The sequence below is a fragment of the Actinomycetospora sp. NBRC 106375 genome, assembly GCF_030269665.1.
Taxonomy (GTDB): Bacteria; Actinomycetota; Actinomycetes; order Mycobacteriales; family Pseudonocardiaceae; genus Actinomycetospora.
This window is the reverse complement of the sequence record NZ_BSTS01000002.1, coordinates 40,597-54,518: the sequence shown is the minus strand read 5'-3', so window position 1 is coordinate 54,518 and position 13,922 is coordinate 40,597. Positions and strand designations below refer to the sequence as shown.

The following is a 13,922-nucleotide window of genomic DNA, read 5'->3' as shown; positions in this document are numbered from 1 at the left end:
CCGCATTGCTCGCACACCCCGTGTGCGTCGTCATGCCAGCAGGGGGCCCAGTTCGGTCGCGTGGTCGCGGAGCAGGTCGATCAGTTCCGTGTTCGGGGCGGCGACGCGGTCGGCGGGGCCGGTGAGGGCGAGGCCGGCGACGAGGCGGCGGTCGCCGGGCGCGCGGACGGGCACGGCGAGGCAGCCGAGGGCGGCGTGGAACTCGCCGCACTGGCGGGCGAGGTCGGTGCGGCGGACCTCGGCGAGGGCCTCCTTGAGCTCGTCGCGGTCGACGACGGTGCGCGGGGTCAGGCGCGTCAGCGGGCCGTCGGGCAGGTCGTCGTGCTCGGCGAGCAGCAGGCGCCCGAGCCCGGTGGCGTGCAGGTGGCGCGAGATCTCGTCGGCGTCGGAGGGCGGGTGGTCGGGGTCGGCGTCGAGGAACCGCAGCCGGTGGCGGTCGAAGGCCACGAGGTGCGCGCCCCAGCGCACGCGCTCGCGCAGCCGGTGCATCACCGCCCGCGCCGCGGTCGGCGTCGTCAGCGGCGCCGGGGCGAGGTTCGCGCTGCGCCGGCCGAGGGCGAAGCCGCCCAGGTCGGGCAGGCGGACGAGGTACTCCTCGGCGACCAGCAGGTTCAGCAGCCGGTAGGTGGTCGCCGGCGGGATGCGCAGCGACGTGGAGATCTCCTTCGCGGTGATCCCGACCCCGGCGGCCGCGACCTCCTCGAGGATGCGCAGCGCGCTGCGGACGGCCTGCGGCTGGCGCCCGCTGATCGGAGACGTCACTCCGAGCCCGCGGTGAGGACGTCGGCGGTGGTCGTCTCGTCGTAGACGCCCATCGTCCGCAGGGCGACCGGGCGGCGCCGGCGCAGCACGAACCATCCCGCGGCGGCCACGACCACGAGACCGGCGAGGGTCAGCAGCAGGGCGGCGCCCGCGTTGAGCAGGACCACCACGAGGGTGGCGACGAGGGCGGCGACGGCGAGCACCGCGGCCACCACGACCCCGCGGGTCAGCTCGCCGATCCGCGCGAGGAACCGGGGCGCGGCGAGACAGACGAGCACGTAGGTCACGAGGAACGCGAGCGTGCCCACCGACAGCAGCCCGCTGAAGACCGCCGCGGGCGCGACCCCGGCGAGCCCCCCGGTGATCGCCACGACGGCGAGCACGGGGACGGCGATGGCGATCGCGACCGCCGGCGTCAGGTAGCGGCGGTGGGTCCGCCCGAGGACGGCGGGGGCGACGCCGTCGCGGGCGAGGGAGAACAGCACGCGGACCAGGGTGTTCAGCGCGGCGAGCGCGCAGGCGCCGAACGACGCGACGATGCCGAGGTCCATGAGCACGGCCGCCCCGCTCAGCCCGCCCGCCTGCCCCGAGGACGGGCTGGTCGCCCCGACCGCGGCGCCGGGGGCGGCGAGCTGCACCAGCGTCGCGACGAGGTAGAGCACGGCGGTGACGGCGGCGGTGGCGGTGACCGCCCGGGGCACCGACGCGAACGGCCTGCGGGCCTCGACGCCCAGCGCGGTGGCGCTGTCGAAACCGATGAACGCCGCCAGCGCGGGCAGCACGCCGAGCGCGATCCCGAGCGCCCCGCCCGGTACAGCCGGCGCCGCGGCCACGGGCGCGGGCACCGTCGTGATCGCCAGCGTGACGAGCACGGCGAGGATCACGACGATCGACACCGACTCGATCACGAGCATGACGCGCCCGGCGAGCCGGATGCCCCGCAGCGCGCACACGGCGACGACGGCGGCGAGCACGACGGCGAGCGCGGCCGCCACGACGGGGGTGCCCGCGGCGGGCCAGAGCCGGGAGAGCAGGGCGCTGCCGTACCACGACACCCCGGTGAACGCGGCCGCGACGAGCATCCCGTAGCTGACGACCATCGACACCGCGCAGGCGAACGCGCCGCCGGATCCGAGGCCCTGGGCGGTGAAGCTGTAGAGACCGCCGGCCGCGGCCATGCGGCGGGCGAAGACGGCGATGCAGATCGCCACGAGCCCGACGACGACCGCCGCCACCGCGAACGACACCGGCGCGCCGGGGCCGGCGACGGCGATGACGAGCAGCGGCACCGAGGCCATGGCACCGGCGGGCGCCGTGGTGGCCACCGACTGCGCGAACACCCCGAGCGGGCGCAGCGCGCGGCGCCGCAGCCCGGCCACCGGCGACCGCGAGCGCAGCCCGGGAATCCTCGTCACGACGGTCACCGTAGAGCGCGGACCGGCCGGAGCGAAGACGTCGCCGGACCGAATGAGAATCGGTCGCCGCGGATTCTCGTTCGACCACCCGGAGCACGGTTCCCGTTCTCCGTTCGGAGAATGGTGCGCGGCATTCGGCCTGTTCACGGGAGACCGGATCTCATCCTGGTCCACCCAGCTCAACGAGGGGTTGACCCGGCCGGAACGGTTCCGCAAACGTGACCCGCGACATTTCCCCGGCCCCCTCCCTCCGTTTCTCTTCCGTCCCTCTCAGGAGTCGCCATGGCCGCGCCCCCCGAACCCACCGCGTCCGCCCCCGCATCACCGACCCGACTGTCGGGACGGCTCGGGGTCGGGTCGATCGTCTTCATGGTCGTCGCGGCCGCGGCGCCCCTGACCGTCATCGCCGGGACGATCCCGCTCGGGGTCGGCGCCGGGAACGGCGCGGCGTTCCCCGCGACGTTCGTGCTCTGCGCGGTGGTGCTCCTGCTCTTCGCCGTCGGGTTCTGCGCGATGAGCCCGCACGTCCCCGACGCGGGCGCGTTCTTCACCTACGTGCGGGCCGGGCTGGGCCGCCCCCTCGGACTCGGCACGGCGTTCCTCGCCCTCGCGACCTACACCGCGGTCCAGGCCGCCGTGTACGGCTACATCGGCGCGGCGATCGACGAACTCGTGACGAGCTTCGGCGGGCCGAGCCTGCCGTGGTTCGTGTGGACGTTCGTGGTCATGGCGATCGTCGGCGTCCTGGGCTACCGCCACATCGAGCTCTCCAGCCGCGTGCTGGGCGTGCTGCTCATCGCCGAGATCGCGATCGTCGTGGTGCTCGACGTGGTGGTCGTCGTCGCCAGCGGCGCGCAGGGCCTGTCGACCGCCGCGCTCCAGCCCGCCCAGATCGGCTCGGGCGCGGTCGGCATCGCCATCATGTTCGCGATCGCGAGCTTCATCGGCTTCGAGTCGACCGCGGTGTTCCGCGACGAGGCCCGCGACCCCCACCGCACGATCCCGCGGGCCACCTACGTCGCGCTCGCCGTCATCGGTGTCTTCTACGCCGTGTCGAGCTGGGCGGTCGTGTCGGCGTGGGGCGACCAGGCCGCGGTCGAGCAGGCCGCCGCGGACCCGGCGACGTTCCTCCTGCGGACCTTCGAGAACTGGCTCGGCCCGGTCGGGCTGCACATCGTCACGGTCCTGCTCGTCACCAGCCTGTTCGCCGCGATCCTCGCGTTCCACAACGTCGCGGCGCGGTACTGGTTCGCCCTCGGCGGCCACCGGGCGTTCCCGGCGGCCTGCGCGCGCACCCACGAGCGGCACGGCTCGCCGCACGTCGCGTCGCTGTCCCAGACCGCGCTGTCGTTCGTCCTCATCGCGATCTTCGCGGTCGCCGGGCTCGACCCCGTCGCCCAGGTCTTCGCGTGGATGGGCGGCACGGCGACCGTCGGCGTGCTCGGCCTCATGACCCTGACCTGCCTCGCGGTGCTCGTCTTCTTCGCCCGCAACCGCGTCGACCGCCGCGTCTGGAACACCCGGATCGCCCCGGCCCTCGGGCTCGTCGGCCTGCTGGTCTGCCTCGTGCTCACCCTCGGCAACTTCACGACGCTGCTCGGCGGCTCGGCGGGCCTCGCGTACGCGATCTGCGGCGTGCTCGTCGTCGTCACGCTCGTCGGCGTGGTCATGGGCGCGGTGCGCCGCCGCCCCTTGCCCGACCTGACGTGAGCCGGAATCGTCCCTTTCATCGCCTTCGAGGAGGAGTGATCACCCCGTGACCGCCACCGCCCCGCGCGCCACCGCGACCGGTGCCGCGACCCATCCGCTCGACCTGGCCACCGCCGACGAGTTCGCCGCCGTCCGGGAGGTGCTCGCCGCGGCCGGGCTGCTCGGCGACGCGGTGCGCTTCTGCTTCGCCGGGCTCGAGGAGCCCGCGAAGGCCGATGTGCTCGCGCACACCGACGGCGACCCCGTCGACCGGCGCTTCCGCGTCCTGCTGCTCGACATGAGCGGCGGGCCGTCCCGCGACGTCGTCGTCTCGGCCACCCGCGGCGAGGTCGACGCCGCCGTCGAGCTGGACCCGGCCACCAGCGGTCAGCTCCCGATCATCGACGCCGAGTTCGAGATCATGGAGGAGATCGTCCTCGCGTCGAGCGAGTGGTGCGACGCGCTGCGCCGCCGCGGCATCGACCCGGCCACGGTCCGCGCCGTCCCGCTGTCGGCCGGCGCGTACTACCCGGAGGAGGTCGGGCACCGCATGGCGCGCGTGCTCGGGTTCCGCCAGGACCACGAGAAGGACTCGCCCTGGGCCCACCCGGTCGACGGCGTCGTCGCCTACGTCGACCTCACCCGCCGCGAGGTGACGCGGGTGATCGACCACGCCGACATCGGAGTCCCCGAGGAACCCGGCAACTTCGACGACCCCGAGCAGGTCGGGCCCCAGCGCACGACCCTGAGGCCCATCGAGATCACGCAGCCCGAGGGCGTCAGCTTCTCCCTCGAGGGCAACCGGTTGCGCTGGGAGGGCTGGGACCTGCGGGTCGGGTTCAACGAGCGCGAGGGTCTGACCCTCCACCAGATCGGCATCCACGGCCGCCCGGTGGTCTACCGGGCGTCGATCGCCGAGATGGTCGTGCCCTACGGCGACCCGTCACCGGTGCGGTTCTGGCAGAACTACTTCGACGCCGGCGAGTACATGTTCGCCCGCTACGCCAACTCGCTCGAGCTCGGCTGCGACTGCCTCGGCGAGATCACCTACATGGACGTCGTGGTGGCCGACGACGACGGCTCACCGCGGACGATCAGCAACGCGATCTGCCTGCACGAGGAGGACTACGGCGTGCTGTGGAAGCACACCGACATCTTCACGCAGGCCCAGGAGACGCGCCGCCAGCGCCGCATGGTGGTCTCGTTCTTCACCACCATCGGCAACTACGACTACGGCTTCTACTGGTACCTCTACCTCGACGGCACGATCGCGTGCGAGGCCAAGCTGACCGGCATCCCGTTCACCTCGGGCATGCCCGAGGGCGAGCACCCGTACGCCACCGAGGTGGCGCCGGGGCTCGGCCTGCCCTTCCACCAGCACCTGTTCTCCGCGCGCCTCGACATGACCGTCGACGGCACCCGCAACGCCGTCGAGGAGGTCGAGGCCGTCCCCGTGCCGATGGGCGAGGGCAACCCGTGGGGCAACGCGTTCGCGGAGTCCCGCACGCGCCTGACCCGCGAGTCCGAGGGCGGCCGCACGGCGAGCCCGGGGACCGGGCGGAGCTGGCAGGTCGTCAACCCGGACTCGACCAACCGCCACGGCAGGCCCGTCGCGTACGGGCTGCAGTCCGAGGGGCGCCCGACGCTGCTGTCCGACCCGCGGTCGGTCGTGGCCGGTCGCGCGGCCTTCGCGACCCGCCACCTCTGGGTCACCGCCTACGACGCGGACGAGCGCTACCCGGCGGGCGACTACGTCAACCAGCACCCCGGCGGTGCGGGCCTGCCGACGTGGACCGCCGCCGACCGCTCGCTCGACGAGGGCGGCCGGGGCGCCGACGTCGTCCTGTGGCACACGTTCGGGCTGACGCACGTGCCCCGCCCGGAGGACTGGCCGATCATGCCCGTCGACTACGCCGGCTTCCGGCTGATGCCCGTCGGGTTCTTCGACCGCAACCCCACGCTCGACGTCCCGCCGTCGTCGAACGGGCACTGCCACTCGTAGGTACGGAACGCACGACAAGGGCCGGTGCCGCTCGGGTGAGCGGTACCGGCCCTCGTGCGTGCGGGTCAGTCCCGGCGGCGGCGCACCGTCGCGACGACGACCACGAGCCCCACCCCGACCGCGCCGAGGGCGAGGACCCAGCGCGGGTCGACGGCCGCGAGCGTGCTGGTCAGGGCCAGGACGGCGACGACGATCGCGGCCAGCCCGGCGACGAGACCCAGGGGGTCGGGCCCCGGCCGGCGGGCCGGCGCGGTCTCGTCCTCGCCGGAGCCCCCGGCGGTGTCCACCGTGCCGACGGTGTCGACGTCCTCGTGGATCGTGTAGGGCTGTTCGGGTGAGCGCTCATCCACGGCGCACCTCCACGTCTCCGCCGCCGCTGAGGGCCTGCAGGTTGATCACCGGGCCACCCGGCCCGTCGGGTCCGAGGTCGACCACCGTGGTGTCGCCGGCGCTCTCGCCCCGGCCCAGGCAGTCGACGTCGCCGCCGCCGGACGTGCACGTCGCCGTGACGTCGGCGGTCGCGGGCACGACGACGCTGACGTCGCCGGCGCCGCTCTGCACCTGGGTGCGCACCGGCGGCACGCCGGCGGGGACGTCACGCAGGTCGAGGCGCGCGTCGCCGTAGGCCGTCTCGTAGGCCGGGGCGATCTGGTTCGCCGCGGGGCGCCAGTCCGCGTCCCCGAGGGTCTGCACGGTGCCCGGGCGGGCGTCGTCGCCGAAGGTCCCGTCCATCCACGGCGGCACGCCGCGGTCGCCGGGCCCGCCGTTCGCGGCCGCCACCAGCACGAGCGCCAGGGGCACCGCCGCGACGACGAGGCTGCGGCCCCGGTGGAGGAACGCGCCGACCACGAGGCCCGCGCCGACCACCGCGAGCGCGGTGGCGATCGCCGGCGTCGCCCCCAGCGGGACGAGGCCGAGCAGGCCGAGACCCACCACGGCGCCCGCCGCGAGCAGGGCGACGCCCAGGGTCACCGGGGCGAGCCGGGAGCGCGGCGGCTTCGGTGCCGGGGGCTCCGCGGGCTCGGGCAGGTCCCAGGCGAAGGGTGCGGCGCCCAGCGGGTCCCACGACGGGGGCTTCCGGGTGTCGTCGCCGGCCGCGGGCGTGTCGGCCGTGCCCTCGGCGAGCGCGGTCGGGCGCTGCGGGTCGCGCAGGTGCCCGCGGCTGCGGTGCAGCGCGTAGAGCAGCCCGACCGCCGCGACGACCCCGATCACCGTGCCGAGGTCACCGGAGAACGCCGACGCGACCGCCGCGATCCCCAGCAGGCTGCCCAGCACGATCGCCCACACCGGCGTCTCGCGCCGCCCGCGCTCGTCGACCCGTGGGAGCACGAGGATGCCGGCGACGTACACCAGCAGCCCGACCCCGTAGAACAGGGACACGACGAACGCGACGCGCACCAGCGTCGGGTCGATCGCGTAGCGCCGCGCGATCGCCGCGGCCACACCCGCGATCTTGCGGTCCTCCTTGAGGCGGGCGGGGCGCGTCGCCCACATCTCCCGCAGGGTCGCGCCGACGTCGGCCCCCGCCGGCGCCCGCGACCCCTGCCCCGGACTGCTCATCGTCCTCATCCTCCTCGGCCTGCGTCCTGTTCGGTGCCACGAACACTCCGCGACGTCGAGGCCCCGGACCTCCGGGAGCCACCCCGGTCCCGACCCCGGGACGACCCCGAGGACCACCCGGGTCGCTCCGGGCCCGCGCGGGTGGGCGACGTGTGACGATGGCCGTGTGAGCGAGGTGCACGAGGTGGACGAGGTGACGCGCGCGGCGTCCGGGGCGGAGACCCCGGAGGCGCCGGCGACCTCGGAGGACCCCGTCGCGGAGCCCCCGCCGGTCGTCGTGCGCCGCATCCGCCGCCGGCGGCAGGGCTCGGTGATCGCCGGCGTCACCGGCGGGGTCGCCGACCACCTCGGTGTCGACATCCTGCGCGTGCGCCTCGTGTTCGTGCTGCTCGTCGCCGCGGCGGGGGCGGGCTTCGCGGTCTACGCCGGGCTGTGGCTCTTCTGCCCGATCGAGCCTCGCGGCGTCGAGCGCCGCGTGCCGCCCCGCGAGCGCCGCCAGGGCCTGGGGCTGGCGACGCTCGGGGTGCTCCTCGCCGTGGTGCTCTCTGGACTGGGCGGCCAGCTCTCGGGCTGGGTCGTCGGGCCGCTCGGCGTGGTGCTGGTCGGGGTCGCCCTCGTCTGGCGCGAGGCCGACACCGGATCCGCGCGGCCCGCGGGCGACACGGGGTGGCGGTCGCGCTGGCTCGCCGGGCGCCGGCTGGGCCTGCTGCGGCTGCTCGCCGGGGCGATCCTCGTCGCGCTGGGCATCGCGGCGTTCCTGCTCGGCAACGTCGACCTCTCGCAGGTGCAGTTCGGCCTGCTCGCGGCGCTGGCGACGCTCGCCGGCGTCGCGGTGCTGACCGTGCCGTGGTGGATGCACCTGGTGCGCGAGCTCGGCGCCGAGCGCCGCGAGCGCATCCGGGAGCAGGAGCGCGCCGACATCGCCGCCCACCTCCACGACTCCGTGCTCCAGACCCTGGCGCTGATCCAGAAGCAGGCCGGCGAGGACGGCGCGGGGCGGGACGTGCGGCGCCTCGCGCGCAGCCAGGAGCGCGAGCTGCGGGCGTGGCTCTACGGCCCGCCCGGCGGCGACGCGGGGCACCCCGCCGGCCCGGGCGACGCGACCCTCGCCGCCGCGCTGGCCTCGACCGCGGGCGAGGTCGAGGACGACTACGGGGTGCGCGTCGCGCCGGTGGTCGTCGGCGACGCGGCGCTCGACCCGGACACCACCGCGCTGGTCGCCGCCGCCCGCGAGGCGATGGTCAACGCCGCGAAGCACGCCGGCGTCGATGAGATCGACGTCTACGCCGAGGTGGAGTCCGACGTCGTCGAGATCTACGTGCGCGACCGCGGCTGCGGGTTCGACCCCGATGCCGTGCCCGATGACCGGCGCGGCCTCGCGGGCTCCGTCCGCGACCGCATGACCCGCCACGGCGGCCGGGTGCGGCTGCGCTCGACCTCCGGGGAGGGCACCGAGGTCGGCCTGGTCCTGCCGCGCCGTCGCGGTGCGACCGGTGTTGCCAGCCCCGTTGCCAGCGAGGAGGAGGCGCGATGAGCGAGCCGATGTCCGCGGGGACCCCGCCGGAGCCGGTCACCGTGGTGGTCGTCGACGACCACGCGCTCTTCCGGCGCGGGGTCCGCGCCGAGCTCGAGTCACTCGCCCGGCGCACCGTGAGCGTGGTCGGCGAGGCCGGCTCGGTGGACGAGGCGGTCGCCGTCATCGGGCACCGCAGGCCCGACGTGGTGCTCCTCGACGTCCACATGCCCGACGGCGGGGGCGCGGCGGTGCTCGCGCGGACCCGTCCCGACCACCCGGACGTCGTGTTCCTCGCCCTCTCGGTGTCCGACGCCGCCGAGGACGTGATCTCCGTGATCCGTGCCGGGGCCCGCGGCTACGTCACGAAGACGATCTCGGGTCGCGACCTCGCCGACGCCGTCGTGCGCGTGCGCGCCGGCGACGCGGTGTTCTCCCCGCGCCTGGCCGGGTTCGTGCTCGACGCGTTCGCCGACCGGCCCGGCGCCGCCGGCGTCGTCGACCCGGAGCTGGACCAGCTCACCCGCCGCGAGCGCGACGTCCTGCGCCTGCTCGCGCGGGGGTGGTCGTACAAGGAGATCGCCGCCGAGCTCGTCATCTCGGTCAAGACGGTCGAGACCCACGTGTCGAGCGTGCTGCGCAAGACACAGTCGTCGAACCGCCACGAGCTGTCGCGCTGGGCCTCCGACCGCCGGTTGGTCTGACCCGCCGGCGTCGTCAGCCGACGTCAGCCGTCGTCGCCGCTGTCGTCGCCGGAGTCGTCCGCGCCGGACCCGCCGTCGCGGTGACCGCCGTGGTCGTCGCCGTGGCCACCCCGCCCGGAGTGGTCGTCGCCCGCGGCGTGGTCCTCCCCGTGCGCGGGCGAGGGCGAGGCCGACGACGTCGGGGTCCCCGTCGTCTGCGCCTCCGCGACCGGGGTGTCGAGGCTCAGGCCGGTCGCCGCGGCGCGCGGGCTGGACGCGTCGACGCTCTCGTCGGCGTCGATGAGCCAGCTCCCGTCGGCGCCGCGGACCATGCCGAGCTCGTGCACCTCGCGGGTGCGCTCGCGGCCCTCGGGGAAGAAGTCGAGCGTGGCGCGCACGGTGTCCGCGTCGACCGCGGTGGCGTCGACGACCGTCACCGACGAGATCGTCGACCAGAACGACTGGTAGTTCGCGAAGCTGTTGTTGCGGCCCTGCAGGTTCGGGCCGAGGCGGGCCCAGCCGGCGGCCTGGTCGCGGGTGACGATCCCGTAGTAGTCGCGGACGGCCGACACCATCGCGGCCCGGGGGTCCGCGGGCTCTCCCCTCGGGGCGGCGCCGACGGTCGCGCCCGTCGGGTCCGACGTCGGCGACGCCAGCAGGCTGACGCCGACGACCCCGCCGGCGGCCAGCGCGACGAGCAGGACGACCACCACGACGGCGACCGTCGGGCGACGGCGCGGGCGGCGACGTGCCGGCGCGGGGTCGGGCGGCGGCATCCCCTGCCGGGTCGGCGGCCCCGCCGGCGCGGGACCCGACGCGCCCCCGTTGCCGAGGGCGCCGCCACCGGCCGCGCCGAACGCCCGCGGGTCCGACGACGAGCGGGCCTCGGGGACCGGCGGCGCACCACCCGACGACGCCGGACCACCGAGCGGCACGAGATCGGCCAGCGGCTCCTCGGCGCGACCCCCCGCGTGGGCGATGCGCCCGAGCTCCTGGCGGGCCTCGATGGCGGTCGGCCGCTCGCCGGGGTCGTCGCGCAGCAGCCGCATGAGCAGCGCGGTGAGCGGCCCGGCCTGGGACGGCGGGACGACCTTGCCGGCCGCGACCGAGTGCAGCAGCGCCAGCGCGTTGTCGTCGGCCCCGAACGGCGGGATGCCCTCGACGGCGGCGTAGAGCGTCGCGCCCAGGGAGAAGACGTCGGACGCGGACGTCGAGTCGTCGCCGCGGGCGACCTCGGGGGCGAGGTAGGCGGGGGTGCCGGCGAGCATCCCCGTGCGGGTCAGCGTCAGGTCGCCGCTCGCGCGGGAGATCCCGAAGTCGGTGATCTTGACGGTCCCGTCCGCGCCGAGCAGCACGTTCCCGGGCTTGACGTCGCGGTGCACGATGCCCGCCTGGTGCGCGGCGTCGAGGGCGTCGGCGACCTGGCGCCCGATCCGCGCGACCGTGCGGGGCTCGAGCGTGCCCTGCTCGCCGAGGACGTTCGCGAGGCTGCGCGAGGGCAGGTACTCCATGACCAGCCACGGCTCGTCGCCCTCGATGGAGGCGTCGAACACCGAGATGGCGTGCGGGTGCTGGAGACGCGCGGCGATGCGGCCCTCGCGCAGGGTGCGCTGGCGGACCTCCTCGGCCTCGCGGTCGTCGAGCCCGGCGTGGAGGAAGACCTGCTTGACCGCGACGACCCGTCCCAGCCGCTCGTCCGTGCCGCGCCAGACGACGCCCATGGCCCCCGAGCCGATGCGCTCCTCGAGGCGGTAGCGCCCGGCGACCACGCGCGGAGAGCTCACCGGCTGCTCCGCGTCCACGTGTCCACAGGGGTCACAGTAGAGGTCCCGACCGGGTGACGACCACGCGCCCGCCGGCCGCCCGCGACGCTCCCGTCACCCGCCCAGCAGCCCGCCGACGGTGTCGCCGACGCCGTCTGTGGTGCTCTCGACGGCGTCGCCCGCGTCGTCCGCGACCGAGCTGACCTCGTCGGTCGTGTCGCCGACCGCCTCGCCGGCGTCGTCGGCGGTGTCGCTGACGGTCTCGGTCGTGTCCTCGACCGCGTCGCTCGTCGACGCGGCGGCCGAGCTGACCTGATCGGTCGCGTCGTCGGAGGAGCCACCGGACTCCTCGCCGGACTCCTCGCCGGACTCCTCGCCGGACCCAGCGCCGGACGCGTCGTCGGACTCTTCGTCGCTCGAGGACGCGGTCGCGCCGTCGGAGGTGTCGCTCGCGGTGTCACCCGTGGACCCGCTCGCGGAGCTGCCGGTGAGGCCGTCGACGACCCCGCCGACGGTCCCGGTGAGGCCGGTGACGGTGTTCCCCGCGGTGGAGCTCAGGCCGCTCACGGCGCCGCCCGCGGTCGTCCCGACCTCGCCGACCGTGGTGCCCGCCGCGGCGCTGACCCCGGTCACGGTGTCCCCGGTGGCGGTGCTGACCCCGCCGACGGTGTCGCCGACCGCGGTGGTGAGGCCGCCGACGGTGCCCCCGGTGGCGGTGCTGACCCCGCCGACGGTGGTGCCGACGGTGCCGGTGAGTCCGCCGACCGTGGTGCCCAGCCCGCCGGTCACGCCGCTGACGGTGGTGTCCACGGTGGTCCCGAGGCCGCCGACGAGGCCGCCCACGGGGCCACCGACCGCGCCGCCGACGCCGCCGGTCACGCCGCTGACGGTGCCGCCGACCGTCGAGCCGAGCCCGCCGACGGTGGTGCCGACGGTGCCGCCCAGGCCGCCCACGGTGTCGCCGGCGGTCGTACCGACCGCGCCCACCGTGTCGCCGAGCGAGGTGCCGACCGTGCCCACGGTGCCGCTGACGCCGGTCCCGACGGTGCCCACGGTGTCGCCGACCGTCGCGCCGACGCCGATCACGAGGCCCCCGACGGCGGTGCCGGTCCCGCCGACGGTGCCGCCCACGGTGTCGCCGACGCCACCGACCACGCCCCCGACCACGCCCCCGACCGCGCCGCCGACGCCGCCGATCACGCCCCCGACGGTGCCGCCGCCCGCCGGAGCGCCGCCGCCGCCGACCGTGCCGCCGCCACCGACGATGCCGCCACCGCCGATGACGCCGCCGACGATGCCGCCGCCCCCGGACGCGCCGCCCGGGGCGCCGCCACCCGGGGTCGCGGCGGCGCCGCCGGGCGTCGCGCCCGCCGGGGAGCCCGTGACAGGACCGCGCAGCCCGGCCAGGCCACCGCCGGCGACGGCGTTGCCGCCGGGGGCGCCGAGCCCGAGTCCGAGGTCGCTGACGTTCGCGACGAGGTCCACGCCCCCGCCGAGGGGGAGGCCGTCGGCGCCCACGACACCGGGCGCGCCCGGCACGCCGGGGGCACCGGGCGCGCCGCCGGCCTGCGGCGGGGCGTCCGTCGGCGACTGCGGCCAGGGCAGCTGGTCGACGGGACCGCCGGGCAGCGGGGCCCCGACCACGCTCGCCACGGCGCCCGCCACGAGGAGCACGCTCGTGCTCGCGCCGAGCGCCCGGCCGCGGCCGTGGCGGAACACGTTGGTGCGCCGGCGCGCGGACCGCCCGGGCGTGGGCACCGGCCGCAACGCGGGCACGGCCCGCGGGTCGTCGCTGTGGACGGCGGGCGCACCGTGGCCGGCGTCCTCGACGGCGGCGGCGTCGACGGCCCGGCGGGCGCGGACCGCGGCGGCGATGGCGGCCCGGTCGCGACGGTCGCTCTCCTCGCGGGCCTCCGCGGCCTCGAGGGCCTCGGCGAACGCGAGGGCGTCGGCGAGCTCGGACTCCCCGGTGGCCCCCGGCTCCTCCCCGGCGTCACCGGCCGGGCCGTCGGCCGGATCGTCGGTCGCCGCCTCGACCGCCGGCTGCGGGCCCGTCAGGCGCGAGAGGATGTCGCCGACCGGGATGCCGTCGGTGTGGCGGGACGCCTCCTGCTGCGGCACGGGCGGCAGGTCGTCGACGGGCCGCCGCGGCACCGGCACGAGGTCCACCCGGCCGTCCGCGCCGGGCTGCGGCCCGTCGTCCTCGGGCGCGGCGGGTGGGGGCACGGTCGGGGGAGCGATCAGTGAGCCGGTGGCTTCTGCCGGCTCGTCGAACCACACGTGTCGTCCCTGGCCGTCGCCCATGTCCCCCACTCCTCGTCCGAGAGCCCGCCCCGCCCGGAGTCACCGGGTCGAGGACGCACCGCCCACTTTGCGTAGGGATATGGCTACTCGGACGTCACCCGCACGGGGAGGGGCCGTCCGGGGTGTGCAGGCCACCGTTCGGGCCCCGGCGCCCAGCGGGCGGGTGACCAGGGCCGACCGGACGCTGACGATGCGCAATCGGGGCAGCGGCGCGTCATGCACCGCCAGGCG

General features: G+C 76.2%; 10 protein-coding genes. 4 read left to right on the top strand and 6 right to left on the bottom strand.

The window, feature by feature from the left end; genetic code table 11:
* Nucleotides 1-30: 30 nt before the first annotated feature.
* A complete protein-coding gene (locus QSK03_RS03705; RefSeq protein WP_285648636.1) occupies nt 31-762 on the bottom strand; it encodes an IclR family transcriptional regulator in 732 nt (243 codons plus the stop codon).
* Nucleotides 759-2,177, bottom strand: coding sequence for an APC family permease (locus QSK03_RS03700; RefSeq protein ID WP_285648635.1), 1,419 nt, complete (start codon nt 2,175-2,177; stop codon nt 759-761). Before QSK03_RS03700 ends, QSK03_RS03705 begins: the two co-directional genes overlap by 4 nt.
* A 282-nt stretch (nt 2,178-2,459) precedes the next feature.
* On the opposite strand from QSK03_RS03700, the gene QSK03_RS03695 reads away from it, so the two are divergent.
* Nucleotides 2,460-3,887 (top strand): APC family permease, encoded by a 1,428-nt coding sequence (locus tag QSK03_RS03695; protein WP_285648634.1) that lies wholly within the window; start codon nt 2,460-2,462, stop codon nt 3,885-3,887.
* 46 nt (nt 3,888-3,933) lie between these two features.
* Nucleotides 3,934-5,868: a primary-amine oxidase gene (locus tag QSK03_RS03690; RefSeq protein ID WP_285648633.1), complete on the top strand. Its 1,935-nt coding sequence runs from the start codon at nt 3,934-3,936 to the stop codon at nt 5,866-5,868.
* A 65-nt stretch (nt 5,869-5,933) separates the two neighbouring features.
* Here QSK03_RS03690 and QSK03_RS03685 read toward each other — a convergent pair whose 3' ends face one another.
* Nucleotides 5,934-6,218 (bottom strand): hypothetical protein, encoded by a 285-nt coding sequence (locus QSK03_RS03685; RefSeq protein ID WP_285648632.1) that lies wholly within the window; start codon nt 6,216-6,218, stop codon nt 5,934-5,936.
* A complete protein-coding gene (locus tag QSK03_RS03680) occupies nt 6,211-7,428 on the bottom strand; it encodes a PspC domain-containing protein (protein ID WP_285648631.1) in 1,218 nt (405 codons plus the stop codon). Before QSK03_RS03680 ends, QSK03_RS03685 begins: the two co-directional genes overlap by 8 nt.
* 166 nt (nt 7,429-7,594) lie before the next feature.
* On the opposite strand from QSK03_RS03680, the gene QSK03_RS03675 reads away from it, so the two are divergent.
* Complete coding sequence (locus QSK03_RS03675; protein ID WP_285648630.1) at nt 7,595-8,962, top strand: ATP-binding protein; 1,368 nt, start codon at nt 7,595-7,597, stop codon at nt 8,960-8,962.
* Nucleotides 8,959-9,645 (top strand): response regulator, encoded by a 687-nt coding sequence (locus QSK03_RS03670; RefSeq protein WP_285648629.1) that lies wholly within the window; start codon nt 8,959-8,961, stop codon nt 9,643-9,645. The genes QSK03_RS03675 and QSK03_RS03670 overlap by 4 nt, the downstream gene beginning before the upstream one ends.
* A gap of 23 nt (nt 9,646-9,668) precedes the next feature.
* On the opposite strand, the gene QSK03_RS33095 is transcribed toward QSK03_RS03670, so the two are convergent.
* Both QSK03_RS33095 and QSK03_RS03660 read right to left on the bottom strand, forming a co-directional pair.
* Nucleotides 9,669-11,408, bottom strand: a complete 1,740-nt coding sequence (locus QSK03_RS33095) for a serine/threonine-protein kinase (protein ID WP_352231939.1) — start codon at nt 11,406-11,408, stop codon at nt 9,669-9,671.
* Nucleotides 11,409-11,501: 93 nt separating this feature from the next.
* Nucleotides 11,502-13,691: a hypothetical protein gene (locus QSK03_RS03660; RefSeq protein WP_285648628.1), complete on the bottom strand. Its 2,190-nt coding sequence runs from the start codon at nt 13,689-13,691 to the stop codon at nt 11,502-11,504.
* Nucleotides 13,692-13,922 lie beyond the last annotated feature (231 nt).